At 68.6% G+C, this 24223-nt stretch carries 28 protein-coding genes; 16 read left to right on the forward strand and 12 right to left on the reverse strand.

The genetic code is table 11. The annotated features are described in order from the left end of the window. Window positions 1–14: 14 nt before the first annotated feature. The 3 genes from ASC65_RS13665 to ASC65_RS13675 are packed head-to-tail and all read right to left on the reverse strand — an operon-like array spanning window position 15 to window position 1343. Window positions 15–239: a YdcH family protein gene (locus ASC65_RS13665; protein WP_056454379.1), complete on the reverse strand. Its 225-nt coding sequence runs from the start codon at window positions 237–239 to the stop codon at window positions 15–17. 40 nt (window positions 240–279) lie between these two features. Continuing rightward, a complete protein-coding gene (locus ASC65_RS13670) occupies window positions 280–747 on the reverse strand; it encodes a TIGR02444 family protein (protein WP_056454382.1) in 468 nt (155 codons plus the stop codon). Then, window positions 744–1343, reverse strand: coding sequence for a UbiX family flavin prenyltransferase (locus ASC65_RS13675; RefSeq protein WP_156459700.1), 600 nt, complete (start codon window positions 1341–1343; stop codon window positions 744–746). The genes ASC65_RS13670 and ASC65_RS13675 overlap by 4 nt, the downstream gene beginning before the upstream one ends. A gap of 128 nt (window positions 1344–1471) precedes the next feature. Here ASC65_RS13675 and ASC65_RS13680 point away from each other — a divergent pair, with 128 nt between their 5' ends. Further along, window positions 1472–1645, forward strand: coding sequence for a YdcH family protein (locus ASC65_RS13680; RefSeq protein WP_056454388.1), 174 nt, complete (start codon window positions 1472–1474; stop codon window positions 1643–1645). Window positions 1646–1704: 59 nt separating this feature from the next. On the opposite strand, the gene ASC65_RS13685 is transcribed toward ASC65_RS13680, so the two are convergent. After that, window positions 1705–2376 (reverse strand): DUF1013 domain-containing protein, encoded by a 672-nt coding sequence (locus ASC65_RS13685; protein WP_056454391.1) that lies wholly within the window; start codon window positions 2374–2376, stop codon window positions 1705–1707. A gap of 210 nt (window positions 2377–2586) precedes the next feature. Between ASC65_RS13685 and ASC65_RS13690 the strand changes: the two genes are divergently transcribed. Further along, window positions 2587–3186, forward strand: a complete 600-nt coding sequence (locus ASC65_RS13690; protein ID WP_056454394.1) for a beta/gamma crystallin-related protein — start codon at window positions 2587–2589, stop codon at window positions 3184–3186. 65 nt (window positions 3187–3251) lie between these two features. Further along, window positions 3252–3605 carry a DUF1428 domain-containing protein gene (locus ASC65_RS13695; protein WP_056454397.1) on the forward strand — a complete coding sequence of 118 codons (354 nt, stop codon included), beginning with the start codon at window positions 3252–3254 and terminating at the stop codon, window positions 3603–3605. Here ASC65_RS13695 and ASC65_RS13700 read toward each other — a convergent pair whose 3' ends face one another. Further along, window positions 3606–4577 carry an NAD(P)H-quinone oxidoreductase gene (locus ASC65_RS13700; RefSeq protein ID WP_056454400.1) on the reverse strand — a complete coding sequence of 324 codons (972 nt, stop codon included), beginning with the start codon at window positions 4575–4577 and terminating at the stop codon, window positions 3606–3608. It lies immediately after the preceding gene. 82 nt (window positions 4578–4659) lie between these two features. On the opposite strand from ASC65_RS13700, the gene ASC65_RS13705 reads away from it, so the two are divergent. The 3 genes from ASC65_RS13705 (at window position 4660) to ASC65_RS13715 (ending at window position 5848) form a co-directional block, all read left to right on the forward strand. Next, complete coding sequence (locus tag ASC65_RS13705; protein WP_056454402.1) at window positions 4660–4863, forward strand: DUF1192 domain-containing protein; 204 nt, start codon at window positions 4660–4662, stop codon at window positions 4861–4863. A gap of 101 nt (window positions 4864–4964) precedes the next feature. Next, the gene (gene rcdA, locus ASC65_RS13710; protein ID WP_056454405.1) at window positions 4965–5480 is read left to right on the forward strand and encodes a protease adaptor protein RcdA; all 516 of its coding nucleotides are present in this window, start codon (window positions 4965–4967) and stop codon (window positions 5478–5480) included. Beyond that, the gene (locus tag ASC65_RS13715) at window positions 5477–5848 is read left to right on the forward strand and encodes a hypothetical protein (protein ID WP_056454413.1); all 372 of its coding nucleotides are present in this window, start codon (window positions 5477–5479) and stop codon (window positions 5846–5848) included. The genes rcdA and ASC65_RS13715 overlap by 4 nt, the downstream gene beginning before the upstream one ends. A 4-nt stretch (window positions 5849–5852) precedes the next feature. Here ASC65_RS13715 and ASC65_RS13720 read toward each other — a convergent pair whose 3' ends face one another. Together ASC65_RS13720 and rpmE are read right to left on the reverse strand one after the other, a co-directional pair. Beyond that, window positions 5853–7412: a L,D-transpeptidase family protein gene (locus tag ASC65_RS13720; RefSeq protein ID WP_056454416.1), complete on the reverse strand. Its 1560-nt coding sequence runs from the start codon at window positions 7410–7412 to the stop codon at window positions 5853–5855. 168 nt (window positions 7413–7580) lie between these two features. Further along, window positions 7581–7805: a 50S ribosomal protein L31 gene (gene rpmE, locus ASC65_RS13725; RefSeq protein ID WP_056454419.1), complete on the reverse strand. Its 225-nt coding sequence runs from the start codon at window positions 7803–7805 to the stop codon at window positions 7581–7583. Between the two features lie 136 nt (window positions 7806–7941). Between rpmE and ASC65_RS13730 the strand changes: the two genes are divergently transcribed. Further along, window positions 7942–9792 (forward strand): ABC transporter transmembrane domain-containing protein, encoded by a 1851-nt coding sequence (locus tag ASC65_RS13730; protein ID WP_056454423.1) that lies wholly within the window; start codon window positions 7942–7944, stop codon window positions 9790–9792. 133 nt (window positions 9793–9925) lie between these two features. Here ASC65_RS13730 and ASC65_RS13735 read toward each other — a convergent pair whose 3' ends face one another. From ASC65_RS13735 to ASC65_RS13745, 3 genes are all read right to left on the reverse strand, one after another. Further along, on the reverse strand, window positions 9926–10885 hold the full coding sequence (locus ASC65_RS13735; RefSeq protein ID WP_056454426.1) for a tetratricopeptide repeat protein: 960 nt from the start codon (window positions 10883–10885) through the stop codon (window positions 9926–9928). A 235-nt stretch (window positions 10886–11120) separates the two neighbouring features. Continuing rightward, window positions 11121–12167: a 2OG-Fe(II) oxygenase gene (locus ASC65_RS13740; protein ID WP_056454428.1), complete on the reverse strand. Its 1047-nt coding sequence runs from the start codon at window positions 12165–12167 to the stop codon at window positions 11121–11123. A 46-nt stretch (window positions 12168–12213) separates the two neighbouring features. Next, complete coding sequence (locus tag ASC65_RS13745; protein ID WP_056454430.1) at window positions 12214–12783, reverse strand: superoxide dismutase family protein; 570 nt, start codon at window positions 12781–12783, stop codon at window positions 12214–12216. Between the two features lie 124 nt (window positions 12784–12907). Here ASC65_RS13745 and gyrA point away from each other — a divergent pair, with 124 nt between their 5' ends. The 6 genes from gyrA (at window position 12908) to ASC65_RS13775 (ending at window position 19277) form a co-directional block, all read left to right on the forward strand. Then, entirely contained in the window at window positions 12908–15682 is a 2775-nt protein-coding gene (gene gyrA / locus ASC65_RS13750; RefSeq protein WP_056454433.1) for a DNA gyrase subunit A, read from the forward strand. 2 nt (window positions 15683–15684) lie between these two features. Continuing rightward, window positions 15685–16488, forward strand: a complete 804-nt coding sequence (locus ASC65_RS13755; protein ID WP_056454434.1) for an aminotransferase class IV — start codon at window positions 15685–15687, stop codon at window positions 16486–16488. A 51-nt stretch (window positions 16489–16539) separates the two neighbouring features. Further along, on the forward strand, window positions 16540–17022 hold the full coding sequence (coaD, locus tag ASC65_RS13760; RefSeq protein ID WP_056454437.1) for a pantetheine-phosphate adenylyltransferase: 483 nt from the start codon (window positions 16540–16542) through the stop codon (window positions 17020–17022). A 7-nt stretch (window positions 17023–17029) separates the two neighbouring features. Continuing rightward, window positions 17030–17890, forward strand: a complete 861-nt coding sequence (locus tag ASC65_RS13765) for a peptidylprolyl isomerase (protein ID WP_235561502.1) — start codon at window positions 17030–17032, stop codon at window positions 17888–17890. A 25-nt stretch (window positions 17891–17915) separates the two neighbouring features. Further along, on the forward strand, window positions 17916–18818 hold the full coding sequence (locus ASC65_RS13770) for a peptidylprolyl isomerase (protein WP_235561503.1): 903 nt from the start codon (window positions 17916–17918) through the stop codon (window positions 18816–18818). A gap of 66 nt (window positions 18819–18884) precedes the next feature. Next, window positions 18885–19277, forward strand: a complete 393-nt coding sequence (locus ASC65_RS13775; protein WP_056454440.1) for a hypothetical protein — start codon at window positions 18885–18887, stop codon at window positions 19275–19277. Between the two features lie 16 nt (window positions 19278–19293). Here ASC65_RS13775 and ASC65_RS13780 read toward each other — a convergent pair whose 3' ends face one another. Beyond that, entirely contained in the window at window positions 19294–20409 is a 1116-nt protein-coding gene (locus ASC65_RS13780) for a Ppx/GppA phosphatase family protein (RefSeq protein ID WP_056454443.1), read from the reverse strand. A gap of 157 nt (window positions 20410–20566) precedes the next feature. Between ASC65_RS13780 and hspQ the strand changes: the two genes are divergently transcribed. Together hspQ and phhA are read left to right on the forward strand one after the other, a co-directional pair. Beyond that, a complete protein-coding gene (gene hspQ / locus ASC65_RS13785; protein WP_235561504.1) occupies window positions 20567–20869 on the forward strand; it encodes a heat shock protein HspQ in 303 nt (100 codons plus the stop codon). Window positions 20870–20976: 107 nt separating this feature from the next. Continuing rightward, window positions 20977–21852, forward strand: coding sequence for a phenylalanine 4-monooxygenase (gene phhA / locus ASC65_RS13790; protein WP_056454449.1), 876 nt, complete (start codon window positions 20977–20979; stop codon window positions 21850–21852). A 60-nt stretch (window positions 21853–21912) separates the two neighbouring features. Here phhA and ASC65_RS13795 read toward each other — a convergent pair whose 3' ends face one another. Beyond that, a complete protein-coding gene (locus ASC65_RS13795) occupies window positions 21913–23226 on the reverse strand; it encodes an acyltransferase family protein (protein ID WP_056454452.1) in 1314 nt (437 codons plus the stop codon). Window positions 23227–23300: 74 nt separating this feature from the next. Between ASC65_RS13795 and ASC65_RS13800 the strand changes: the two genes are divergently transcribed. After that, window positions 23301–24182, forward strand: a complete 882-nt coding sequence (locus ASC65_RS13800; protein ID WP_156459673.1) for a LytTR family DNA-binding domain-containing protein — start codon at window positions 23301–23303, stop codon at window positions 24180–24182. Window positions 24183–24223 lie beyond the last annotated feature (41 nt).

Below are 24223 nucleotides of genomic sequence, written 5' to 3' on the forward strand. Positions count from 1 at the left end.
CACGTGGGTGGCGCCTAGGCGATGATGTCCGGCAGGACGATCGCCTCGATCTTCACGATCTCGTCGCGCAGGGTCAGCTTCTTCCGCTTCAGGCGGGCGATCATCAGCTGGTCGGGAACCGGCAGCAGCTGCAGGGCCTCGATCGAGGCGTCGAGGTCGGCGTGCTCCTGACGAAGCTCATTGAGCCGCGCATGGAGCGCCAGCTCTTCCTCGGTCAGATACGGATCGTCGTCGTTCATTGCGTCGGGCCCCGGACGACCGGTTATAGCTCGCGGCGGCTCAGGCCGGAAGCCGGTCGGCGAGCAGCACGAGGCCCGGGCGCGGCGTCACCGATGACCAGACGCGGGCGACGGCGACGAGGGCTTCGAGGGGCGGGCGCGGCGCGCCGGCGGGCTCCGGGGAAAGGGTCTCCAGCGCCTCCAGCAGACGGCGCTCCGCCTCCAGTTCGACGGCCTTCACCTGGGTGCGAACGGCCTCGCGGGCGTCGTTGTCGAGGTCCGGGTTGCGAGCCTTCAGCGAGCGGCGCAGGGCGCGCAGCGGCTCGATGGCGGCCTCCTGCCAGGCCCGGGCGGCGTCGCAGGCCCCCTCCAGCGCATCCTCGTCCGGCTTGCGCCCGGTCTGCGCCGTCCAGGCGGCCCAGAGCAGAAGGGGCACGTTCTGGCCGGCGTGGTCCTGCAGGTCGAGGCAGGCCTCGCTGACTCCGGGCGCGGCGTAGGCCTTCACGGCCCAATCCCACAGCGCGCTCATTCGGCGGCGCCGCGCAGGCCTTCCCAGCGCTTAACCGGGGTCCAGTCGAGGCCGAACAGGTCCAGCGCCCGGCCGACGGACTGGTCGACCATCTCCTCGATCGAGGCGGGGCGGGCATAGAAGGCGGGCAGGGGCGGGGCGATCACGGCGCCCATCTCGGCCAGGGCGGTCATGGTGCGCAGATGGCCGAGGTGAAAGGGCGTCTCCCGGACCATCAGCACCAGTGGGCGACGCTCCTTGAGAACGACGTCGGCGGCGCGCGTCAGCAGGGTCGACGTCACGCCGGTGGCGATCTCGCTCATGCTGCGCACCGAGCAGGGCGCGACGATCATGCCGAGGGTGCGGAACGAGCCGGATGCGATGCTGGCGCCGACATCGTTGAGGCGGTGAACGACGTCCGCGCGACCCATGAGATCGTCCGCCGACAGATCGGTCTCCTGCGACAAAGTGAGCAGGGCCGCACGGGTCACCACGAGGTGGCTCTCGACCCCCAGATCACGCAGGGCGTCGAGGGTGCGGACGCCGTAAGTCACGCCCGAAGCTCCGGAAATTCCGACCACCAAACGCTGCTTCGCGGATGGTGCGGTTCCGTTCACATCCTCGGCCAAAAGGGGCTCCAGCTTGTTCGGGTTCGGACGATTGATGGTCTCACCGGAAAGTGATTCCACAGCCGGTCAAGCCGGGCGCTGACTGTAGTGGTCCCTTAGACATGGAGGCGCAAGCCATGACCATCGAAGCTCGTATTCGCGAACTGGGAAACCGTCACCGGAGCCTGGATGAAACCATCCAGCGCGAGATGACCCGCCCTTCCGCGGACTCGCTTCGAGTGAGGGAGCTCAAGCAGCAAAAGCTCCGGCTCAAGGAAGAAATCACCAGTCTGGAGGCGAGGGCGAACTAGCCCCGTCTCCCGAAAAGGAGAACGGCCCCGGAGAGCGATCTCCGGGGCCGTTTTGTATCTTAGTCCTTCTTGCCGAAGACCGACTCTGCAGTCGGCTCAGCCCCGCGACGCTCGCGGGCTTCGGGGACGAACTCGGGCTCCGCCTCTTCGACCGGGGCGTCGACGGCCTGGAGGGTGGCGCCGCCCTTCTTGGCGTCGTCCTTGGCCTTCTTGTCGGCGGCCTTCTTGACCAGTTCGTCGAGGGCCAGTTGGCCGACGAGGCCCAGGGTCACCGGGTCGACCGGCTTGATGTTGGCCGAGTTCCAGTGGGTGCGGTTGCGCACGCTCTCGATCGTCGACTTGGTGGTGCCCAGCAGTTTGGCGATCTGGGCGTCCGTCACCTCGGGGTGGTTGCGCACGAACCAGGCGATGGCGTCCGGGCGATCCTGGCGGCGCGACACCGGGGTGTATTTCGGAGCCGGCTTGTGGCTCTTCAGCAGTTCGGCGTGGCGGCTGACCACGGCCTGCATGCGGTAGCTGTCGTCGGCCTGGGCCTTGTCCAGTTCCTCGCGGGTCAGCTGACCGTTGACCAGCGGGTCGGCGCCGCGGATGTCGCGCGCCACGTCGCCGTCGGCGATGCCACGCACTTCCAGGGGATGCAGGCCGCAGAAATCGGCGATCTGCTCAAACGTCAGGGAGGTGTTGTCGACCAGCCAGACCGCGGTGGCCTTGGGCATCAGGATTTCGGTCATGGGCGTCTTCGCTTCTTCTTTCAGCCCGCTTCAGGCGGGTTCCGGATACGACGGCGCCCGACCTTTCGGCCGGGCGCGCAGGTCTCCGATATAGGCCCATTCGCGCCAAAAGAAAACGAAAGCCGTCAACGTCGTACAGCCACGGTTCATGGCGCGGGTTGAACACTGTCTTCACAGGCGCGCGTTGACGCCCAACCGAAGGAGGCCTCCATGTTGATCCAAGCTCTGGTCGTTGCGGCCGCACTCTCCGGCGGCGGGCAACAGGCGGCCCCGTACGCGCCGGGCGGGCAGGAGCGAGTGGCCCCGCGCGGGGACTACCGGGACTCGTGCAGCGGCGCCTTCGTCAACCGCGGCCGGCTGTACGCAGACTGCCGCGATCGACGGGGCGAGATTCGCGGGACCTCGATCGAACTCAACCGCTGCTCGGACTACGAAATCCGCAATAACGACGGTCTGCTCGTCTGCGGACCGGTCCGGGGTCAGTGGGAAGACCGGCCGGGCGGTGGCGGCAACGGCAATGGTGGCTGGAACGGCGGCGGAGGCAGTTGGGGACGCAACTCCGTGACGGTCTATCGCGACGCCAATTTCCGCGGGACCAGCATGCGCTTCAACAACGAGATTCCGAATCTGGCGAACTCCGGCCTGAACGATGCGATCAGCTCGTTTGAGCTTCGAGGCGACTGGGAGTTCTGCACCGACGCCTATTTCCGCGGACAGTGCCGGATCTTCCGCAGCGATGTGTCGAACCTGCGCTCGCTCGGAATGAACGACCGGATCTCCTCCCTGCGCCCGGTGCGGGGCGGCCGCTAGCCGCACCCAGGAACCGACAAGGCCGTCGGCGGCTTCCCCGTCCCGCTGGGATCGAGGAGTTACCGATGGCCTATGTCGATGGTTTCGTGGTCGCCGTGCCGAAGGGCAGGGTCGATGAGTATCGCGAGTTTTCCCGCAAGGCTGGCGAGGTCTGGAAGGAATACGGCGCTCGGTCTTACGTCGAGACGGTCGCTGACGACGTGCCGTATGGCGAACTGACGTCCTTCCCGCGCGCCGTTCAGGCCAAGGACGACGAGACCGTCGTCTTCTCATGGATCACCTATGACTCACGCGAGCATCGCGACCAGGTCAACGAACAGGTCATGGCCGATCCGCGGATCAAGAGCGGTATGGACGAAGCGCCGTTCGACGGCAAACGGATGATCTACGGCGGGTTCAGCACCTTGCTGGAGATGTAATCAGCCGGTCAGCACGATCTTGCCGACGTGATCGCCCGCCTCGAGCCGGAGATGGGCGGCCGCGGCCTCCGCCAGCGGGAAGGTCGCCTCGACCGGCGGGCGAACCGCGCCAGACGCCACCCACGGCCAGGCGGTCGCCTCGACGGCGGCGATCAGCCGGGCCTTTTCGTCAGCCGGCCGCGCGCGCAGGGTCGACCCGGTCAAGACGATCCGTTTCATCATGAGGCGCGCCAGGTCGACCTGGGCCAGGGCGCCCGACAGGGTGGCGATGACCACCCAGCGGCCAAGGGGCTTCAGCACGGCCTGGTTCAGGGCGGCGTAGTCCGCCCCGACCATGTCCAGCACTACATCCACGCCCCCGAAGTCACGGATGGCGCTCTCCAGGTCGTCCGAGCGCGCGTCCAGGCTGAGGTCTGCGCCCAGGGCGCGGGCGGCCTGAGTCTTTTCAGCGCCGCGTGAGGTGGCGATGACCCTGGCGCCCGCCGCCTTGGCCATCTGGATGGCGGTGACGCCGATGCCGCTCGTGGCGCCGTGGATCAACAGGGTCTCGCCGGCCTTGAGCGTCCCGGCTTCGAACACATTGGCGAAGACGGTGCAGACCGTCTCGGGCAGGGCGGCGGCCTGTACGAAATCGAGACCCCCCGGGACAGGCAGGGCGTGTCGGGCGTCGACCACGGCCAGGTCGGCATAGCCGCCGCCGCCCAGGAGGGCGCAGACCCGGTCGCCCGGCCGCCAGCGCGTCACGCCGTCGCCGACCTGGTCCACCTCACCGGCGACCTCCAGACCGAGGATGTCGGATGCGCCGGGCGGCGCGGGATAGCGTCCCAGGCGCTGCAACAGGTCGGGTCGGTTCACACCTGAGGCCCTGGCGCGGATGCGAATCTGTCCCGGGCCGGCTGTCGGATCGGGGCGTTCGACCAGCGTCAGCGCCTCCGCCGGGCCTGATCCGCCTTCGATTTCGATGGCCCGCATCGTCGTCCTCGTCTTTGCAATCGTCCGTATCCGGGCGTTCTGATAAGCTGCCGTGGAAAGATTGACCACGAAGGAGGCGGTGATGTTCGAGGATCTGGAGCCCCGTCCGGCGCGCGGAGCGCCGCTGATCGACCTGCAGCGCGAGGATCTCGACGGCTATTCGGTCGAGGGCCTGAAGGAGCGGATCGAGGGGTTGCAGGCCGAGATCGAGCGATCCCAGGCGGCCATCGACGGCAAGTCCTCTCAGCGCAACGCCGCCGACGCCTTGTTCAACTTCCGTCCCTGATTTCAGCCGGTTGGCATGGCCGTTGCACTCGCTTCATGCGTGGAGCGAAACCGTGTCGGACGTGATACGGATACGCCAAGCCTGTGAGTCTGACCCAGTTGATGCCCAGCGACGATCTCATTCCCACGCCCGCCGGACGCAGCCGCGCGGCTGTCGTCGACGACTTCGCGCGCTCGGAGCTGTTCGACCGCACCTTCCGTGAGGGGATGGAGCTGGTCGAGGACACCGCCGCCTATCTGGACGGCGACGGACGGCGGGAATCCAAGCTGCTCTCGCGCGCCACGGCCCTGGCCTACGCCGGCGAGAGCATGAAGCTGACCACGCGGCTGATGCAGATCGCTTCGTGGCTGCTGGTGCAGCGGGCCGTGCGGGAAGGGGATATGACCGCCGTCTCCGCCTGCGACGCGCGCTATCGGCTGGCCGATCGCAAGGTCGAGACCGAGCCGACCCATCCGGAACTGCCGATCGCTCTGATCGAATACGTGGTCCGCGCCGAGAAGCTGTACGACCGGGTCCTGCACCTCGATCGCCGCATGTATCTGGACGCGCCCGAGGAAGAGGCGGTCAACCCGGTGCAGAGCCAGCTCGACCGTCTGGCGGCGGCCTTCGGGGGATGAAGGGCGTCCGCCGGTTGTTGATCGCCTTGGGCGTCGCCGCCCTGATCCTGATCGCTCTCGGGGCCGGCGTGGTCATGAGCGGGCGTTCTCTGGTCATTATCGAGAACCGCGGCGATGCTCCGGTAGACCTGTCGATCGAGAGCACGCACGCCGGAGACTTCGCCTGGTCGGGTAGCCTGGCCGCCAAGCAGCGGGTCATTCGCACCGCACGGTTCACTGCCGACGGCGGCGTCGTGGCGGTCTGCCGCGATGTGGAGGCGATTCATCGGACGACCGGCGGCTATGTGACCACCGGCTGGCCACACCGGGTCGATGTCGTCGCGTCGAACTGCGGCTCCGTGCGCATCGACGCAGCGCGGGTTCCCTGAAGCGCTACGGCCCGACGTCGTTGGCGACGTTGCGTCCGTCGTCGACCGGCTTGGGCAGGCTGACCGCGATGCCGAGGGCCTCGGCCAGCTTTTCATCGCGGCTGTAGACGTCCTCGCGGAAGGCGACGCGGCCCTGGCCGTCGACGAAGGCGGTCCAGTACAGCAGGCGCACGGCGATCTCGCGGCCCGTCTGGATGCGCTTGGTCTCGCGCGTGTCCTGGGCGGTGTCGAAATCGGCCAGCAGCATCGGATCGGGCGACAGCAGCAGGCGGGCGAAGTCGACGGCGCCCTGGACCCGCACGCAGCCGTGGCTGCGCTGGCGCATGGCCAGGTTGAAGGCGGCCTTGGACGGCGTGTCGTGCAGGAAGATGGCGTAGCTGTCGCGAAGCTCGAACTTCACATAGCCCAGGGCGGCGGTCGGACCGGCGCGCTGAATGACCGTGCCGTTCGAGATGTACATGTTCTGGCTGGCCAGATAGCCCGGGCCCTTGGGCAGGATCTCGTTGCGGGCGATCGAGGCCGGCACGTACCAGGGCGGATTGGCCACCACCGAGGCGAACGGCTTCTCGAGGCTGGGCGTCTGGGTCGAGGCGGCGCCGCAGACGACGCGGTTCGAGTGCACCGGACGGCCGTCCTTCCAGTAGACCATGATGGCGGCGGCGGTGTTGACCTCGATCCGCTCGGGATTCACATCGCGCTTAAGCCAGCGGCGGCGCTCGAGGTTGAGGGCGATCTGGCGGGCGCGGTCCTCGGTTGACGCGGACAGCGAGCGCTGGGTCCCCGTGCCGATGCGGCCGTCGGCGCCCAGGCCGTGGCGGGCCTGGAAGCCCTTCATGGCTTCAACCAGTTCAGGGCCGTAGACATCGCCCGCGGCGGCGAGGCGCGCGCCGTCGGCGGCGGCCAGGTCGCCCTCGGCCACCAGGCGCTGGATCAAGACGGGAATCCGCGGATCGCTGGCGCCCGGCTCGATCGCCGCGCCGACGCGGAACGCCGGCCAGGACTTGCCGTCGCGGATCATGCGGCGATAGCGGACATAGCCCGCCGACAGGTTGGAATAGCCGATGTCGGTCGGGGCGAGCGATTCGATCCAGTCGACCAGCCGGTTGTTGGCGAGGGCGTCGTTGAGGCCCGCGGGCAGGTCGACGACGTTCTTCTGCATCTCCCAGAGGTCTTCGACCGACTCGGGCTTCACCCGGCCCTGGGCTAGGGTGCGGGCGTAGTCCAGCGCCGCGACCGTGGTGCGCATCTCGGCGGCCGAACGGTCGGCGGCGAGGGCGGGGAAGTCGAAGAAGTCGGCCTGGGACAGACCGTGGCGCTCGGCCCGGGCGGCGGCCTGCTGGAGGGCCCGCAGGCGTTCCGGGTTCCACACCGGACGCCAGCCGTTCAGCTCGTAGAAGGCGCGGACATCGGCCTGCACCGCCTCAGGCAGGGCGGCCAACTGGTCGTTGAAACTGTCGTAGAACGCCACGGCGGCGGGATCGCGAGTCTGCGCCAAAGCGGCGACGCTGCTCGCCGACGCGATGGCGGTGACCGCCGCGCCCAGACCCAGTTGCCGTCGATTCATCTCAACTCGCCTTGCCCGATGGAACGCAGAACCCTGCGTCCACGCCCGATCTGTCAACGCAAGGATATTATCGGCGTTCCTGGGAAACAAAAAGGCGCCGGTCGGGTGACCGGCGCCTTCTGTAAAGTCTTGGCGAACGGTGTGGCCCGAAAGCCAGACCGTAAGGGCTTACTTCTTGATGAAGCCGCCGAACTTGTTGTTGAAGCGCGAGACGCGGCCGCCGCGGTCCAGCATCGTCTGGTTGCCGCCGGTCCAGGCCGGGTGGGTCGACGGATCGATGTCCAGGTTCAGCGTGGCGCCTTCTTTCCCGTAGGTCGAACGGGTCTGGTAGCTGCTGCCATCCGTCATCACCACGGTGATGAAGTGGTAGTCGGGGTGCGTATCCGCCTTCATGGTCGTCGTCCGGTCTCTGCGCGATGACGATGCCGACCGTCTTTGCGCGTAAAATGAGAAACCCGCCGAAGGACTCCGGCGGGAATGAGCCGCGGCGTTTACACCGGGGCCCGTTCCGGGGCAAGAGGCGCGCGCCATGACCGATACGACAGCACCTCTGCAAGACGCCGCCGACCTGCGGGGACGGCCGGGAGCCGGGGCCCAGCTGTCCGAACAGATGTCCGAGGCGGGCGGCCGCCGCAAGCGCAGCCGCGACGTGCGGCCGCTGGGCCGGCTGCTTCCCTACGCCTGGCGGCACAAGGGCCATGCGACGCTGGCCGGGGTCTGGCTGATCCTGTCTACGGTGGCGTCGCTGAGCCTGACGGCGGCGGCGCGCGGGGCGATCGACCATGGCTTCGAGGATGGCGGGGCGCGGCTGAACCTGTGGTTCCTGCTGCTGGGCGGCGTGGCCCTGTTCCTCGGGATCGCGACGGCGGTCCGCTACTATTTCGTGACCAAGACCGGCGAGCGGGTCATCGCCGACCTGCGCAAGGGGCTGTTCGAGCGGATCCTGACGCTGGACCCGGCCTTCTACGCCAGGATGCGCACCGGCGAGGTGCTGTCGCGCCTGACCACCGACATCGCCCTGGTCGAGACCCTGCTGACCACCTCGGTCAGCTATGCGTTGCGCAACCTGCTGACCCTGATCGGCGGAACGGTCATGCTGTTCTTCGTCAGCCCCAAGCTGACCGGCCTGGTCATGCTGGTGGTGCCGCTGCTGCTGGGGCCGCTGTTCCTGTTCGGGCGGCGGGTGCGCAAGCTGACCGTGGCCTCGCAGGACCGGTTCGCCAGCGCCGTCGGCTTCGCCGGCGAGAGCGTTGACGCCATCGAGACGGTGCAGGCCTTCGGTCGCGAGCGCAGCGCCATCGAGCGCTTCGGCGCGGCGGTGGAGGACGCCTTCGGGGTGTCGCTGACCCGCATGAAGGCGCGGGCGCTGATGACGGCCATGATCATCGTGGTGATGTTCGGGGGCGTGACCCTGGTGCTGTGGCTGGGCGCCCAGGACGTGATCGCCGGGCGGATGAGTCCGGGGGCGCTGATCCAGTTCGTCCTTCTGTCGGTGTTCTGCGCCGGCGCCGTGGGCGCGCTCGGCGAGAGCTGGGGCGACGTGCAGAAGGCCGCCGGGGCCATGGAGCGGATCGATGAGCTGATGCGCAGCACGGCCGCCATCGCCGCCCCCGCGACGCCCAAAGCCCTGCCGCAGCCGCCGATCGGCGAGGTGTCGATGTCGGCGGTCCAGTTCAGCTACCCAGGACGGCCGGACCTGCCGGCGCTGAAGGGCTTCTCCCTGACCGTGAGGCCCGGCGAGACTGTGGCCCTGGTCGGCCCATCGGGGGCGGGCAAGTCGACGGTGTTCCGCCTGCTGCTGCGCTTCTACGATCCGCAGTCCGGAGTCGTCTCGGTCGACGGGATCGACGTGCGCGACGCCGATCCGGTGGACGTGCGCAACCGGTTCGCCTGGGTGTCCCAAGAGGCGCCGCTGTTCTCGGGCTCGGCCCTGGAGAACATCCGCTTCGGCCGCGAGGAGGCCACCGAAGAGGACGTCATGGGCGCCGCCGTGGAGGCGCAGGCCCTTGGGTTCATCGAAGCCCTGCCCGAGAAGTTCGACACGCCGCTCGGCGAGCGCGGCAAGAGCCTGTCCGGCGGACAGCGCCAGCGGCTGGCCATAGCCCGGGCCCTGGTGCGCGAGGCGCCGATCCTGCTGCTGGACGAGGCGACCTCGGCGCTGGACGCCGAGAACGAGCGGCTGGTTCAGGCGGCGCTGGACCAGGCCATGGAGGCCCGCACCACCCTGGTCATCGCCCACCGCCTGGCGACGGTGCTGCGCGCCGACCGCATCGTGGTGATGGAGGACGGGCGCGTGGTCGAGGAGGGGACGCACACGGCCCTGATCGCCCAGGGCGGCCTCTACGCCCGGCTCGCGGAGCTGCAGTTCCGGGCGGACTGAGGCTGGCCGGGGCTCGTCAGGCCGGGGCCGAAAAAGTGCACTCGAAAAAGCGGAGATCCATTGGCAGGCGCGAAGATTTCCAGTGCGCTTGTAAACCGGCGCTACGTTAGTCCGCCGGAGACTATGGCTAGCGTCAGGCTTTCTTCGGACTGCGAAGCCGCCAGACATAGAAGGCGGCCGCAGCCAGCGCGGAAAGCAAAACGAGGATCCACGGCAAGATCGCTGCGTTCCAGCGCGGGACGGGCTGACTTCGCGCGGCGACATCAGCAACCTTGGGCGCTCTTGCTAGATCATACCAGGACGCCGCCTCGGTTTTCTCGAACGTCTGTTTGCGCTGCAGCACTAAAGCCTGGCGCGCAGCGCCGTACTTTAGCGCTTCGTCATAGTTGTCTGCCGGATAGCCAATGCTGTCAGCGTAGCGCGTCGGCCGGCCCATTGCATATGAAAGGTCGCCTCGAGCAGCATACAGATCGGCGATCACTGCGTTGGGCGGCGGTACGAATTTTGTCCTCTCGTACATCTGATACGAGATGGCGCGGCCAATCTCCGCTGGAGTTCTAGCTTCCCCTTTTTCGTTCTGCGGCAGCATTGCCGGCATCACCGGAACCTCCGCGTCTCCAAAGTTCAGCCCCAGGACCGTGTTTTTCTTTAGCCACTCTGGGTCGCGACTCAGCGCAATCTTCGCCTCTAGAATCTCTACGTGCAGCCACTCGGTGCCTTCGTGCTCCTGAGGATCACGCCGCACGCCTTCCCGAATCCACCGTAGAGCTTCTGCGTCGTTGCCTGAGAGCTCGTAAGCTGTCCCGAGGTTGGCCGCGACCATCGCTTGGCCAGGGAAGCGCTTCTCGGCTTCGTTGAGCAACGAGATCGCTTCCGAATGGCGGCCTGTCAGCAAGCGGCCCACCGCCAAGTCATTCGTGTGCTGAAGGTTCGGCTCCTTCCGGTAGGCCGCCTCTAGCTTTGCAATTTCTTCAACGACGCAAGCCTGGTTGCCTGAGGCAACGCATCCCGCGATCTGCGTTTCGAAGGTATTCACGCACGCGGACGAAGGCGCGACGAAACTTAGGAGGCCACACGCAAACGCGGCGGCCATTATAGGCGTTTTCAGGCGGACGGGGACTTCGCGGCATCGCATGCACGCAGACTTTCATCCGAGTTCGCGCGACGCAAGGCTAAGCTCTAAATCCAATCCGACTTCGCCACCGGCACGTACGATAGTCCCGTGAGACCGAATGTCCGGCTTGGCGAGCGAAACCAGGGTCCGCTCCCACCCGTAGCGGTCGGCCACCGTTTCCGGTTTCCGCGTCCCCGAGGGGTTTCCCTGCACGTCAGCGCGCCAGCACCGCCGGGTCGATGAACTGGAGGTTCTCGTCGCGGATCTTCGCGGCGTCCTCGTCATAAAGGAACGGCAGGAAGGCGAAGCGTTCGCCGCGGGTGACGGGCGTGGCCTCGTGCAGCACCGAGCAGGAGAAGATGCAGGCGCCGCCGGGGGGCGGGCGGTAGGTGCGGTCGCCGAACTCGGGGAAGCGCAGGTCGCCGCCGACGTAGTCGGAGTTCAGGTTGATCGAGACGGCGAAGCGGCGATGCGCCGTGCCCTTGGTGGTGTTGTCGCGGTGCGGACGGAAGAAGCCGCCGGTCTCGGCGTCGTAGCGGGCCACCAGATAGCGCTCGATGCGCGTGGGTTTGAAGTTGAAGGCCTTCTCGATTTGCGGAACGAGGCGGCGGGTCAGGCGGGCGACGACCTGCTGCTGCAGGGATTCGTCCTCGACGATGACGTCCGAGCGGCGCTTGTGCTGGTCGTTCATCATCAGCTTGGTGACGCCGTCGATCTCCCGCATGAAGCCGGAGGGCTCGCCGCCGATCTCACGGTAGAGGGCGATCAGCCGTTCGCAGAAGGCCGGTTCGAAGATGCGCGGGGTGACCAGGACCGGGGCCATGGCCTCGAACCCGCCGTGGGCGCGGGGCGGCGGCATGGACGGCAGGCGGTCGACCATGACCGGGGCCTCGTCGGCGCTGAAACCGCCCATGACATGCAGGGCGGGGTCGAGCAGGAACCAGCGCTCTTCGGCCTCGAGGCCGTACAGGGTGGCGACCGAGCCGTCCTCGTCGAAGAGGTAGCGTAGGCCGGGCAGGGCGTCTTGGCGCGTCGCGCGCTCAGCGTCCTTGCCGACGATGACGATGAAGGCGCAGGCGTGCTTGTCGTCGAAGGCCTTACGCTGCCGTTCGAGGATCTTGACCGCAGCCTCGACGCGCGGGCCCGCGGGCACGAAGGCGAGCACGAGGTACCGGCCCGCGGCCGTGTCGAACACATACCGGGGGTTGCTGACCCCGGCGGTTTGGAAAGTCGGGGCGGGATCGCCGAACAAAAGCGCCATCTCGCCACGATGCGCGAGACGGCGGCTTCAATTCAAGTGCAGCGGGTCAGTCGGCCCGTTCGAAGACGCCGCAGGCGATGCGCGCTCCGGCGCCGCCGATCGGTTGACTGACGTGGTCGTCGGCGTTGGCGTGGACCATGAAGGTGAGGCCGTCGCCGCCCAGCTGGTCGACGCCCGGAGGAACAAGGCCGGCGCCGGACAGGTAGACTTCAGCCTTTACCGTGCCGTCGCCGGCGGCCCAGACGTTCTGCAGGTCGCCGAGGTCCGGGCCCCCGTTTTGGTTGAGCAGTCCGTGCGGGCGCGCTTCGGTATGGTTCAGGTGGCCGCCAGCGCTCGTGAAGCCGGGCCCCTCGCACTTGCCGACCGCGTGCAGGTGGACGCTGTGCCATCCCTCGGGCCAGTTCTTCCCCTCGATCCGGAGCAACAGGCCCAGCGGGCCGCGCCAGGCGGTCACTGTGCCGAAATCCGTCCCCGCCGCGTCATGCAGCTCAGCGGTGGCGACCGGGCGCGGCGCTGCCGATGGGCTGTTCACCGCCGTCGTCGGCGTCTGTGCGGCGGTCGCCGATGCGGCGGCGAGCGGGGCGATCAGGCACGCGAGAAGCAGGCGGTGGCGCATGGTCAGAACTCCCGGTCTGAAAGGTCGGGAGGGCGTGGCTTCGCTTTGCCTCCGCTGCCCCCGGATGCTAGACAATCGGATAGCGGATCACGTTCCGATTCCGGCCAACTAAAGCCTGATTTCCTTGACCGACGACAGCTACGAAAACGTCGCGCCTCCCGGCGGCGGCGACATCTCCACCATCACCATCGAAGACGAGCTGCGCCGCTCGTATCTCGACTACGCCATGAGCGTGATCGTGAGCCGCGCGCTGCCTGACGCGCGCGACGGCCTGAAACCGGTGCACCGCCGGATTCTCTATTCGATGCACGACCTGAAGATGTCGCCGGAACGGCCGTACTCGAAGTGCGCCCGCGTCGTCGGCGACGTGCTCGGCCGCTTCCACCCGCACGGCGACGCCTCGGTCTACATGGCCCTGGTGCGCATGGCGCAGCCGTTCTCGATGGGTCTGATGCTGGTCGACGGCCAGGGCAATTTCGGCTCGGTCGACGGCGATATGCCCGCCTCGATGCGATACACCGAGGCCCGGATGGCCCCGGCGGCCGTGGCGCTGCTGACTGATATCGACAAGGACACGGTCGATTTCCAGCCGAACTACGACGAGAAAGAGCTGGAGCCCGTCGTCCTGCCGGCGCGGATCCCGAACCTGCTGGTCAACGGCGCCGGCGGCATCGCCGTCGGCATGGCCACCAACATCCCGCCCCACAACCTCGGCGAAGTCGTCGAGGCGGCGGTGGCTCTGCTGGACGATCCGAACATCGGCGACGACGCCCTGCTGGACATCGTCCCGGGGCCCGACTTCCCGACCGGCGGCGAGATCATGGGCCGGACGGCCCCCCGTAACGCCCTGCGCGACGGCCGCGGCTCGGTCATCGTGCGCGGGAAGGCCTCGATCGAGACCATCCGCAAGGACCGCGAGGCGATCGTCGTCACCGAGCTGCCCTATCAGGTCAACAAGCAGACCCTGATCGAGCGCATCGTCGAACTGGTGCGCGAGAAGAAGATCGAAGGCATCGCCGACGTCCGCGACGAATCGGACCGCGACGGCATGCGCATGGTCGTCGAGCTGAAGCGGGACGCTTCGGGCGACGTGGTGTTGAACCAGCTGTGGCGTTTCACGGCGATGCAGTCGTCGTTCGGCGTCAACATGCTGGCCCTGAACCACGGCCGTCCCGAGCAGATGGGCCTGCGCCAGCTGCTCGAGGCCTTCCTGGAGTTCCGGGAAGAAGTCGTCGTCCGCCGCATCAAGTTCGAGCTGGCCAAGGCCCGCGACCGCGGCCACGTGCTGGTCGGCCTGGCCGTCGCCGTCGCCAACATCGACGAAGTCATCCACATCATCCGTTCTTCGGCCGATCCGACCGAGGCGCGCGAGCGCCTGCAGGCCAAGGCCTGGCCGGTCGGCGACATGATGGCCCTGATCGAGCTGATCGCCGACCCGCGCTCGGCCCTGGTCGACGGCGACAAGCTGAAGCTGACCGACGAACAGGCCCGCGCCATCCTGGCCCTGACGCTCAGCCGCCTGACCGGCCTGGGCCGCGACGACATCTTCGGCGAGGCCCGCGAGCTGGCCGGCATCATCCAGGGTCATCTGACCCTGCTGTCGGACCGCGCCAACATCCTGGGCGTGATCCGCGACGACCTGATCAAGGTGAAGGACGAGTTCGCCGTTCCGCGCCGCACCCTCATCGGCGAGGGCGACGGGGAGATGGAGGACGAAGACCTGATCCCGCGCGAGGACATGGTCGTCACCGTCACCCACGGCGGCTACGTCAAGCGCGTGGCGCTGAACGCCTATCGGACCCAGCATCGCGGCGGCAAGGGCCGGTCGGGCGTGGCGATGAAGGAGGACGACGCCGTCGTCGGCGTGTTCTCGGCCTCGACCCACACGCCGGTGTTGTTCTTCGCCACCAACGGGAAGGCCTACAAGCTGAAGACCTGGCGCCTGCCGCTGGGCAGCCCGCAGTCGCGCGGCAAGGCCTTCGTCAACCTGCTGCCCATCGAGCCGGGCGACAGCATCATGAACGTGCTGCCGCTGCCGGAGAACGAGGCGGACTGGGGCAATTACGACATCATGTTCGCCACCAGCTCGGGCGACGTGCGACGCAACAAACTATCGGACTTCGCGACGGTGAACCGCGCCGGCAAGATCGCCATGAAGCTGGAGGGCGACGACCACATGGTCGGCGTGGCCCTGTGCACCGCCGAGGACGACGTCATGCTGACGACGGCTCTGGGCCGCGCCATCCGCTTCAAGGCCGACGACGTCCGCGTCTTCAAGGGCCGGGATTCGACCGGCGTGCGCGGCGTGCGCCTGCAGGAAGGCGACGAGGTCATCTCGATGGCCGTGCTGGGCCGCGTTGACGCCACGCCGGACGAGCGCGCCGCCTACGTCAAGCACGCGAACGCCATGCGCCGAGCCGCCAGCGGCGAGGGTGAAGAGGATACGACGCCCGTCGAGGCCGACGATGAAGCGACCGGGGACGCCGTCCTCAGCGTCGAGCGCATCGCCGAACTGGGCGCCGCCGAGCAGTTCATCCTGACGGTCACCGAGACCGGCTTCGGCAAGCGCTCCTCGGCCTATGAGTATCGCCGCACGGGTCGCGGCGGTCAGGGCCTGACCGCGCACGGCCTCGGCGGTCGCGCGGGCACGCGCCTGGCCGCGGCCTTCCCGGTCGAGGACTCGGACGAGCTGCTGATGGTCACCTCGGGCGGGCAGATGATCCGCACGCCGGTGGGCCAGGTCCGCGTCGTCGGCCGATCCAGCCAGGGCGTCACCATCTTCCGCACCGCGGGCGGCGAAAAGGTCGTCTCGGTCGAACGCCTGCCGGACAGCGGCGGCGGCGAAGATGCGGACCTCGGCGAAGTCGGCGACGAGGCGGTCGAGGGCGGCGAAGACTGAGCATGGCGCTCGGGGACGGGATCCTCGTCAACGGCGCCCCCGCCACCGCGGATGAGCTGACCTGTCTCGCCCTGATCAACTACGGGGCCTACACCTCGATGCGGGTGCAGGGCGGCGGCGTCCGAGGCCTGGACCTGCATATCGAGCGGCTGGAGGCCTCGGCCGTCGAGCTGTTCGGCGAGGCCGTGGGCGAGGCGCGACTGCGTGAGTTCATGCGCGGAGCCGTCGCCGGTCAGTCCGATTGCTGGCTGCGGGTCGGGCTGTTCTCGCCGGAGATCGGACCGCGCAATCCGGCCTGGACCGGCCGGCCCGAGGTGACGACGGCGGTGTTTCCGCCCCCGCCGCCATTGGGCGAAGCCCTGCGGCTGGAGGTGCGGACCTATGGCCGCGAGGAGCCTCACATCAAGCATGCCGCAACCTTCGGCCTGATCCGGGCGCGGCGGGCGGCGCAGAGCGCGGGCTTCGATGACGCCCTGTTCGTGGGCCCCGACGGCCTCGTGTCGGAGGGCAGCGTCTGGAACATCGGCTTCCTGCGCGGCGAGACGGTGGTCTGGCCGTGCGCGCCCATGCTGGCGGGCACGGCGCAGGCGGTGCTGCAGCGCGGACTGGCCGACGTGGGGCTGGAAGGCGTGGTCGAGCCGGTGCGGATCGACGACCTGGATAGTTTCGACGGGGCCTTTTTCTGCAACAGCGCGACGCCCGCCGGTGCGGTGGCGGCGATCGGCGCGCGGGCGATGACGCCCTCGGACGAGATCATCCAGAGGCTGCGCGCCGCCTGGGACGCCGCGCCGCTGCAGCCGATCTAGGCCGCGGCTTCGACGCCTGCTAGACGGGACCAAAGGCGGGAGGGATCGCCCATGCGTATCGGCCTGTATCCGGGCACTTTCGACCCCGTCACCAACGGGCACATGGACATCATCGGCCGGGCCGTGAAGCTGGTCGACCGGCTGGTCATCGGCGTCGCGCGCAACGACGACAAGGGGCCGTTGTTCACGACGGACGAGCGGGTCGAGATGGTTCGCGCCGAACTGGCGCACCTGGGCGACCGGGTCGAGGTTCGGCCGTTCGACACCCTGCTGATGCATTTCGCCGAGGAACTGGGCGCGCAGATCATCGTGCGCGGCCTGCGCGCCGTCGCGGACTTCGAATACGAGTTCCAGATGACGGCGATGAACCAGCGCCTCAATGCCGACATCGAGACGGTCTTCCTGATGGCCGATCCGCGCCACCAGGCCATCGCCTCGCGCCTGGTCAAGGAGATCGCCCGCCTGGACGGCGCGATCGAGAGTTTCGTCAGTCCGGCCGTCGCCCAGGCGGTCCGGGCCAAGGTCAAGGGATAGTCACAGCTTGAAGATCGTCACCGCCGCCGCGCTTTCGCTGGCTCTGATCGCTCCGTCGGTTCCGGCCCTGGCTCAGACGGCGCCCGCGCCGACCGCCGCCGACTGGCGCACGGTCGCGCCTGAGAACCTGCTGGTCATCGACACCAACAAGGGCCGCATCCTGGTCGAGATGGACCCGCGCATCGCGCCGCAGTCCGTGAACCGCATCCGCACCCTGGCGGACCAGGGCTTCTATGACGGTCACAAATTCCACCGGGTGATGAAGGATTTCATGGCCCAGACCGGCGACCCGGAGGGCACCGGCGCCGGCGGCAGCGAGCTGCCGGACGTCCCGGCCGAGTTCCAGTTCCGCCGCGGCCGCGACTCGGGCTTCGTCAGCCTGGCGTCGATCGCCGACGGCCAGCTGGGCATCATCGGCTCCATGCCGGTGATCACCCAGCCGGACGCCCAGATGATGATCACCGCCGACTTCAAGACCGGCGCAGAGGCGCTGTTCTGTCCCGGCGTCGCGGGCATGGCCCGGGCCAACACGCCCGACAGCGCCAACAGCCAGTTCTTCCTGATGACGGCCGACCGTGAAGAGCTGAACGGCGTCTACACCCCGTTCGGGCGGGTGCTGGCGGGACTGAACGTGGTCTATTCGCTGAAGCAGGGACCGGATGCGGCCAACGGCCGGGTGACCGATCCGGACATCATGACCCGGGCGCGCACCGCCGCAGGCATGCCGGCCGGCGAGCGGCCGTCTGTGCGGGTGCTGAACCCCGGCAGCGCAGCCTATCAGGCGGAGATCGCGCGGGTGAAGACCGAGCGCGGCGCGGCTTTCGACATCTGCGACCTGCAGCCGACCGTCGAGGTCGTGGGCGGCTGACGCCGGTATTGAGGGGAGGGGACTGATGAACTCGATGATCACCGCGGCGGCCGCCGCCGCTGCTGTTCTGTTGGCCGCCTCGGCCGTCTCGGCCCAGGATGCGGGCGGCACGCCGCCGCCGCCGCCGGCGCCGACTCCGGGCACGACCATCACCGCCACCGACTGGCGCACCGTGCCGGCCGAGAACCTGCTGGTCATCGAGACCAACAAGGGCCGGGTCCTGGTCGAGCTGACGCCCGAGATCGCGCCGCTTCACGTCGAGCGCATCAAGCTGCTGGCCCGCCGCGGCTTCTACGACAATGTGCCGTGGCACCGGGTGATCGACTGGTTCATGGCCCAGACCGGCGACCCGCTGGGCAATGGCGAAGGGCAGAGCCCGTATCCTGACCTGAAGGCCGAGTTCACCTTCCGCCGCGACGCCCAGATGGCCTTCGCGCCGGCGGCCGAGCCGAGCGGCGCGCGGGTCGGCTTCTTCAACGCCCTGCCGGTGCAGACTCAGCCCGACGCGGCCTTCGCCCTGACCGGCGACGGCAAGGTGCACGGCTGGGGGCTCTACTGCCCGGGCGTGGCCGGCATGGCCCGCGACGAGGGCAATGACACCGCCAACAGCCAGTTCTTCCTGATGCGCCAGTCCTATCCGGCGCTGGACAAGCGCTACACCATCTTCGGCGTCACCGTCGGCGGACTGGACGTGGTCCGCTCGCTGCAGGTCGGCGACGGCGAGAACGGCATGATGGCCCAAGCGACGCCGGACCGGATGCAGCGGGTGCGCGTGGCGGCCGACATCCCCGAGCCCGAGCGGCCGACGGTGCAGGTTCTGGCCACGGACTCGGAGCGCTTCCGGACCCTGGTCCAGGAGACCCGCACGGCTCGCGGGGCGGACTTCTCGGTCTGCGACATCACCTTGCCGACGCAGGTGACGAACTAGGGCCCAGTCCCGCGACCGCCCGGTTGTAGGATGCTGTGGCGTGGGCGGCGTCCGAAGGAACACGGCATGAAAAGCAGAGAACTTTTCCCGGTCGCGGCGGTCGCGCTCGCCCTAGCGGGCTGTGAGCCCGCTCGGAATGAGGCGGAAGCCGTCGTCCCGCCGCAGCCCGCGCAAAACCTCAGTCCTGAGGAAGGGGCGCTGGCCAAGGCCCGGGAGCGCACCGGCTTGGCGACGGCCACAAGCCTCTGGCAGCAGCAGTCGGCGAACGGCCGCGTCATCTGCGGGGCCTTGCGTGAAGGCAGAGGCCCGGTCGTGCTCTACATGTATGGCGTGGGCGCAGATACAATCATCACAGCACCGGCTGGATTCATGAGTGAAGCCGTTGTTGAGGCCTACGCCCAGTCGGTAACGGTCAACTGCGGTGATCATGGCGTGAAAGTCCCTGAGCACCTTCTCTGACGGCACCGCCGGGGCCTCACCGCCGTCGTCTGCGCCTGCGCGGCGGTCTCCGGTCCTGGCGCATGCGCTGGAGCAGCAGGCCTTCACGCAGGCCGCGGTCGGCGACGCGGACGCGGTCCGAGGGCCAGGCGCGCTGGACGGCTTCCATGATGGCGGCGCCGGCCAGCACCAGGTCGGCGCGGTCCGGGCCGATGCAGGATTCGGCGGCGCGCCCGGCGGGCCCCATGGCCTTGAGCCGGTCGGCCGCCCGTTCGCAATCGCCGCGGGTCATCCACAGGCCGTCGACCAGGTTACGCTGATAGCGGCGCAGTCCGAGGTGGATGCCGGCCAGGCTGGTGATGGCGCCGGAGGTGCCGACCAGATGCGCGCGGCCGCCGGTGAAGACCTCGCGCAGCGCCGGATCGACCGGTGCGGCCTCCAGCGCGGCGGCCATGTCGGCGACCATCTCCTCGTACCAGCCGGTCAGGGCGCCGTTCAGGGCGCCGTGCGGCTCGGGGTGGCGCTCGGCCAGGGTGACGACGCCGATCGGGATCGACATCCAGCCGGCGAGGGCGAAGCCTGCATCCCCCTTGCTGAGCCAGCTGAGCTCGGTCGAGCCGCCGCCGACGTCGACGACCAGCACGGCCTCGGCCTTGTCGTCGAACAGGTTGAGACAACCCTCGACGGCCAGCCGCGCCTCTTCGATCGGGTCGATGATCCGCAGCTTGAGGCCGGTGCCCTGGCGGACCCGTTCGATGAAGCCGGCGCCGTTATCGGCCTGGCGGCAGGCCTGGGTGGCGACGGCCATCAGGCGGCTGGAGTCGACGCCCTTCCGGGCCACCCGCTCGCCGCACATCATCAGCGCGTCGTAGGCGCGATCCATGGCCGCGTCATCGAGGCGGCCGGTGCGCGACAGGCCCTCGCCGAGGCGGACGATGCGGCTGAAGGAATCCACCACCCGGAAGCCGTCGCGCGCCGGGCGCGCGATCAGCAGGCGACAGTTGTTGGTCCCCAGGTCGAGCGCGCCATAGAGCGGCGGCTCGCGACCTGACGCGCCGGGTCCGTCGGAGGCGCCGCTGCGGGCGCGCTGGCCTTCGGACCTGGATCGCTGGGACCGCGGCGCGCCATGGGGGGCGTCGTCGGTCTCCGGCATGGCCGAACTTTCGAGGTGGGCGGTCCAAAGCGGCGCCCGTCCCGATCAACCTAGCCCCGGTTCCGGGCGATCGCCAAGGATGCTGACGCGAAAATGAACGGGGCCGTTCAGGCGCCGATCACCTTGGAGGGCGCATAATGGCCTCATGATGCGTGAGATGGTTGCAAAATACGGCTTGGGCGAGATCGTCCGTCACCGCGATGCGGCCTTCCGCGGGGTGGTGATCGACGTCGACCCGGTGTTCGCCGGCGCAGCCGGCGACACGGGCTCGATCTCGCCGGATCAGCCCTTCTACCAGGTGCTGGCGATCGGCGATGAGGGCGGGTTCATCGCCTATGCGTCGGAGGACTGCCTGGAGCACGATCCGGAGCTGTCGGCCCTGACCCCCGCCTCGGAGCACAAGTGGTTCACCGTCGACGCGAACGGCCGGCACGCCCCCAAGGCGCAGGCGATCCACTAGGTCCCCCGACTCGATCCCGGCGCGTGCGGACGCTGGCGCGCCCTCGCTCCGCGGCCTAGATTGGGCCCAAAGGGCCGCCAGAGCCCGCAGTTCAGGAGATCGCGTTCATGTCCGACTTCGAGCACGTCTTCGAGGCGCCGCCGGAAGGCGCAGCCGCCGACTGGACCATTCCGCAGGACTGGGATCGCTACACCGAGGTCGAGCACCAGACCTGGGACACCCTCTACGCCCGCCAGATGAAGATCCTGCCGGGCCGCGCCGCCGACGTCTTTTTCAAGGGGCTCGACGCTCTCGACCTGAACACCGGCGGCATTCCCGATTTTTCGGTCATGAACCCCAAACTTCAGGCCTTGACCGGCTGGACCGTCGTCTGCGTACCCGGCCTGGTGCCGGACGAGGTGTTCTTCGACCACCTGGCCAACCGCCGCTTCCCCTCCGGCCAGTTCATCCGCAAGCCGGACCAACTGGACTACCTGCAGGAGCCGGACATCTTCCACGATGTCTTCGGCCACGTGCCGATGCTGACCGACCCCGACTTCGCCGCCTACATGGAGGCCTATGGCAAGGGCGGGCAGCGGGCGGCGTCGCTGGGCATGCTGCAGAACCTGGCGCGGCTGTACTGGTACACGGTCGAGTTCGGCCTGATGCAGGACACGGACGGGCTGCGCATCTACGGCGCCGGCATCGTCTCCTCGGCGACCGAGAGCGTCTTCGCCATCGAGGACCCGTCGCCAAACCGGCTGGGCTTCGACCTCGAGCGGGTGATGAAGACCCTCTACCGGATCGACGACTTCCAGCAGGTCTATTTCGTCATCGACTCTATCGAGCAGCTGAAGCGCGACACCCTGCAGGACTTCGGGCCGATCTATCAGCGGCTGGAGGGCGCCGAGGCGATCGCCATCGAGACGGTGCTGCCGAGCGACCGCGTCTTCACCCGCGGCACCCAGGCCTATGCGGCCCGGGGCGGCCGGTTCGCGGCTTGATGCACACTGCTGGCCGTCACCCTCGGGCTTGACCCGAGGGCCGGACCGTCTGTCGCAGCGTCAGTCGAGCACGCGCACGGGCTTAACCGTCGCGCCGTCGTCAACGGAGGGCCGCCCGACCTCTGGCCCTCGGGTCGAGCCCGAGGGTGACGGTTGAGAGGTGGGGCGTGACTTCGGCCGCACGCCAAGCAGCAGCCCAAACCAGCCGCTCCGGCGGGCGAGTTCATAGGTGAGCCAGCAGCCCGCCGCCGTGATCACGATGATCAGTCCGGCTTCCGCCCATAGCGGCAGGCCCAGCTTGGCCAGGTGGTGGCCGGCGACGACGATGATCGTCTGGTGGATGATGTAGAAGGGGAAGACCCCGATCGTCAGGTAGCGCAGCACGCGGCTGTCGCGGGTCAGGTACCGTGCGCCGTAGCCGAGGATGGCGGCGATGAAGGCCCACTGGTCGACGGCGTAGACGCTCCGCATGACGGCGCGCAGGGCCTCGGGCGGAACGGCGTCGTCGGCGCGGTAGAGCCAGGCGTAGCTCGCCCACACGGCCCAAGACACGAGCGCCAACACGAGGGCCGGTCGGCGCAGGCGAATGAATCCTTGGCGCACGGCCTCGGACCGGGCGGTCAGGAAGCCGAACAGAAAGGCGCTGAAGGAGAGGGCGTGGTTGTACCAGTCCTCGACCAGGTCGTGGGTGATCTCGAAGCGGGCGGCCAAGGCCCAGCGGATCACGGCCAGAAAGACGATCGGCCAGACCAGCAGGCCCCAGCCTTTGAGGCCGCGCTCCAGCCAGCACCCCACGGCGCGCAGGCGCCCGCCGGTCACCGCCAGCAGCAGGGCGAGCAGGAGACTGTAGACCCATAGGTAGGCCACAAACCAAAGGTGGTTCCAGGTCGGGGTGGTCAGGCAGCCGTCGGCGTCGCACCAGCCGCCTGAGGCGGTCGCATATTTGCTCCAGAAGTCCGCCAGCCAAGGGCTGTGGGCCGGGTCAGCGACGCCCAGGCCTACCAGGGCCTCATAGACCTCGAAATAGCATTGCGGCGGCACGATCACGAACATGCCGAAGAGCAGGGGCGGCAGGAGCCGCATGGTGCGCGAGCCGGCCAGGCGGCCGGCCGAGATTCGGTCGGCCATGAAGCGGGTGGCCGCGCCCGACACGAGGAACAGCAGGGTCAGCCGCCAGGGATTGGTCAGCTGCATGATCGGCTCTAGCCATTCGACCTGATGGCTGCTCTTCACGTGCCAGTCCCAGGGCACGTAGAACATGCCGACGTGGTAGAGGATGAGCAGGCCGAAGGCGGCGACGCGGATCCAGTCGAGATCGACGCGACGAGCCGGCGGGGCGACGAAGGAAGCGGGGGAGGCGGCGTCTGTCGACACGGGAAGGCTCCAGAAACGGCGTTGAGGCCGCCGAGGAAGCGCAGGGGCTCCCGGCCGGGCAACCGGCGCGGGCCGTGTGGCGCCCTGGCGGGGACGGCCGTGCGCGCCACGGGACGAGCGGCGCGGCTCCGGGGACGGGCGGCGGTCTGTGGGCGGCGCTGAAACGGGCCGACCCGCGCGACCTGAGGACAGGGCTTCTGTGGATCGTGCCGGCGACGGCGGTGGTGACGGTGGTCAATTCGCTGTCGGACCTGGCCGACCTGCCCCACGTCCAACGCTGGGAGCCGTGGACCTGGGAGATCAGCAGCGCCCTGGCCATCCTGGTGGCGACGGTGATCCCCTGGCTGGCCACGGCCGCCGCGCCCCCGGACGAGGCGGCCGGCGAGGGCTGGCGGCCCAAACTGCGCTTCGCGGCGGTCCATCTGACGGCGCTGCTGCTCTTTTCGGCCCTCCACGTCGCCGGCTTCGTGCTGATCCGGAAGCTGACCTATGCGGCCATGGACGCGGACGCCTACATGTTCGGCAATCGCTTCATCTATGAGCTGCGCAAGGACCTAATCAGCTACTGCGTCTACGTCGGGACCTTCTGGCTGTTGGGGTCTCTGCGTCGGCGCCGCGACGAGCCGGTGCGGCCGGTCAGCTTCGACATCCGCGACGGCGCCCGGATCATCCGCACATCCCTGTCGGACATCCTCGCCGTCTCCTCGGCGGGCAACTACGTCGAGTTCTGGCTGGCCGACGGCCGCCGGCCGCTGATGCGCGCCACCCTGGCGGCGATCGAGGTCGAGCTGGAGCGGTTCGGCTTCGTGCGGGCGCACCGGTCGTGGCTGGTCAATGCGGGGGCGGTGACGGGGCTGAGGCCGGACGGGTCGGGCGACTGGACGGTCGAACTCGGCGCGGTCGAGGCGCCGGTGTCGCGCCGCTATCCGCAGGCGCTGGAGCGGTTGAAGAAGTAGGCGTTGTCATCCCGGCCGAGCGAAGGCGGCGCACAAGGGGG

Source organism: Brevundimonas sp. Root1279, assembly GCF_001425945.1.
GTDB lineage: Bacteria > Pseudomonadota > Alphaproteobacteria > Caulobacterales > Caulobacteraceae > Brevundimonas.

Bases quoted from the DNA above. Each gene is read 5' to 3' on its own strand.
- ASC65_RS13665 (WP_056454379.1), bottom strand. From the start codon at position 239: ATGAACGACGACGATCCGTATCTGACCGAGGAAGAGCTGGCGCTCCAT.
- ASC65_RS13670 (WP_056454382.1), bottom strand. From the start codon at position 747: ATGAGCGCGCTGTGGGATTGGGCCGTGAAGGCCTACGCCGCGCCCGGA.
- ASC65_RS13680 (WP_056454388.1), top strand. From the start codon at position 1,472: ATGACCATCGAAGCTCGTATTCGCGAACTGGGAAACCGTCACCGGAGC.
- ASC65_RS13685 (WP_056454391.1), bottom strand. From the start codon at position 2,376: ATGACCGAAATCCTGATGCCCAAGGCCACCGCGGTCTGGCTGGTCGAC.
- ASC65_RS13690 (WP_056454394.1), top strand. From the start codon at position 2,587: ATGTTGATCCAAGCTCTGGTCGTTGCGGCCGCACTCTCCGGCGGCGGG.
- ASC65_RS13695 (WP_056454397.1), top strand. From the start codon at position 3,252: ATGGCCTATGTCGATGGTTTCGTGGTCGCCGTGCCGAAGGGCAGGGTC.
- ASC65_RS13700 (WP_056454400.1), bottom strand. From the start codon at position 4,577: ATGCGGGCCATCGAAATCGAAGGCGGATCAGGCCCGGCGGAGGCGCTG.
- ASC65_RS13705 (WP_056454402.1), top strand. From the start codon at position 4,660: ATGTTCGAGGATCTGGAGCCCCGTCCGGCGCGCGGAGCGCCGCTGATC.
- rcdA (WP_056454405.1), top strand. From the start codon at position 4,965: ATGCCCAGCGACGATCTCATTCCCACGCCCGCCGGACGCAGCCGCGCG.
- ASC65_RS13715 (WP_056454413.1), top strand. From the start codon at position 5,477: ATGAAGGGCGTCCGCCGGTTGTTGATCGCCTTGGGCGTCGCCGCCCTG.
- ASC65_RS13720 (WP_056454416.1), bottom strand. From the start codon at position 7,412: ATGAATCGACGGCAACTGGGTCTGGGCGCGGCGGTCACCGCCATCGCG.
- rpmE (WP_056454419.1), bottom strand. From the start codon at position 7,805: ATGAAGGCGGATACGCACCCCGACTACCACTTCATCACCGTGGTGATG.
- ASC65_RS13730 (WP_056454423.1), top strand. From the start codon at position 7,942: ATGACCGATACGACAGCACCTCTGCAAGACGCCGCCGACCTGCGGGGA.
- ASC65_RS13735 (WP_056454426.1), bottom strand. From the start codon at position 10,885: ATGGCCGCCGCGTTTGCGTGTGGCCTCCTAAGTTTCGTCGCGCCTTCG.
- ASC65_RS13740 (WP_056454428.1), bottom strand. From the start codon at position 12,167: ATGGCGCTTTTGTTCGGCGATCCCGCCCCGACTTTCCAAACCGCCGGG.
- ASC65_RS13745 (WP_056454430.1), bottom strand. From the start codon at position 12,783: ATGCGCCACCGCCTGCTTCTCGCGTGCCTGATCGCCCCGCTCGCCGCC.
- ASC65_RS13755 (WP_056454434.1), top strand. From the start codon at position 15,685: ATGGCGCTCGGGGACGGGATCCTCGTCAACGGCGCCCCCGCCACCGCG.
- coaD (WP_056454437.1), top strand. From the start codon at position 16,540: ATGCGTATCGGCCTGTATCCGGGCACTTTCGACCCCGTCACCAACGGG.
- ASC65_RS13770 (WP_235561503.1), top strand. From the start codon at position 17,916: ATGAACTCGATGATCACCGCGGCGGCCGCCGCCGCTGCTGTTCTGTTG.
- ASC65_RS13775 (WP_056454440.1), top strand. From the start codon at position 18,885: ATGAAAAGCAGAGAACTTTTCCCGGTCGCGGCGGTCGCGCTCGCCCTA.
- ASC65_RS13780 (WP_056454443.1), bottom strand. From the start codon at position 20,409: ATGCCGGAGACCGACGACGCCCCCCATGGCGCGCCGCGGTCCCAGCGA.
- hspQ (WP_235561504.1), top strand. From the start codon at position 20,567: ATGGTTGCAAAATACGGCTTGGGCGAGATCGTCCGTCACCGCGATGCG.
- phhA (WP_056454449.1), top strand. From the start codon at position 20,977: ATGTCCGACTTCGAGCACGTCTTCGAGGCGCCGCCGGAAGGCGCAGCC.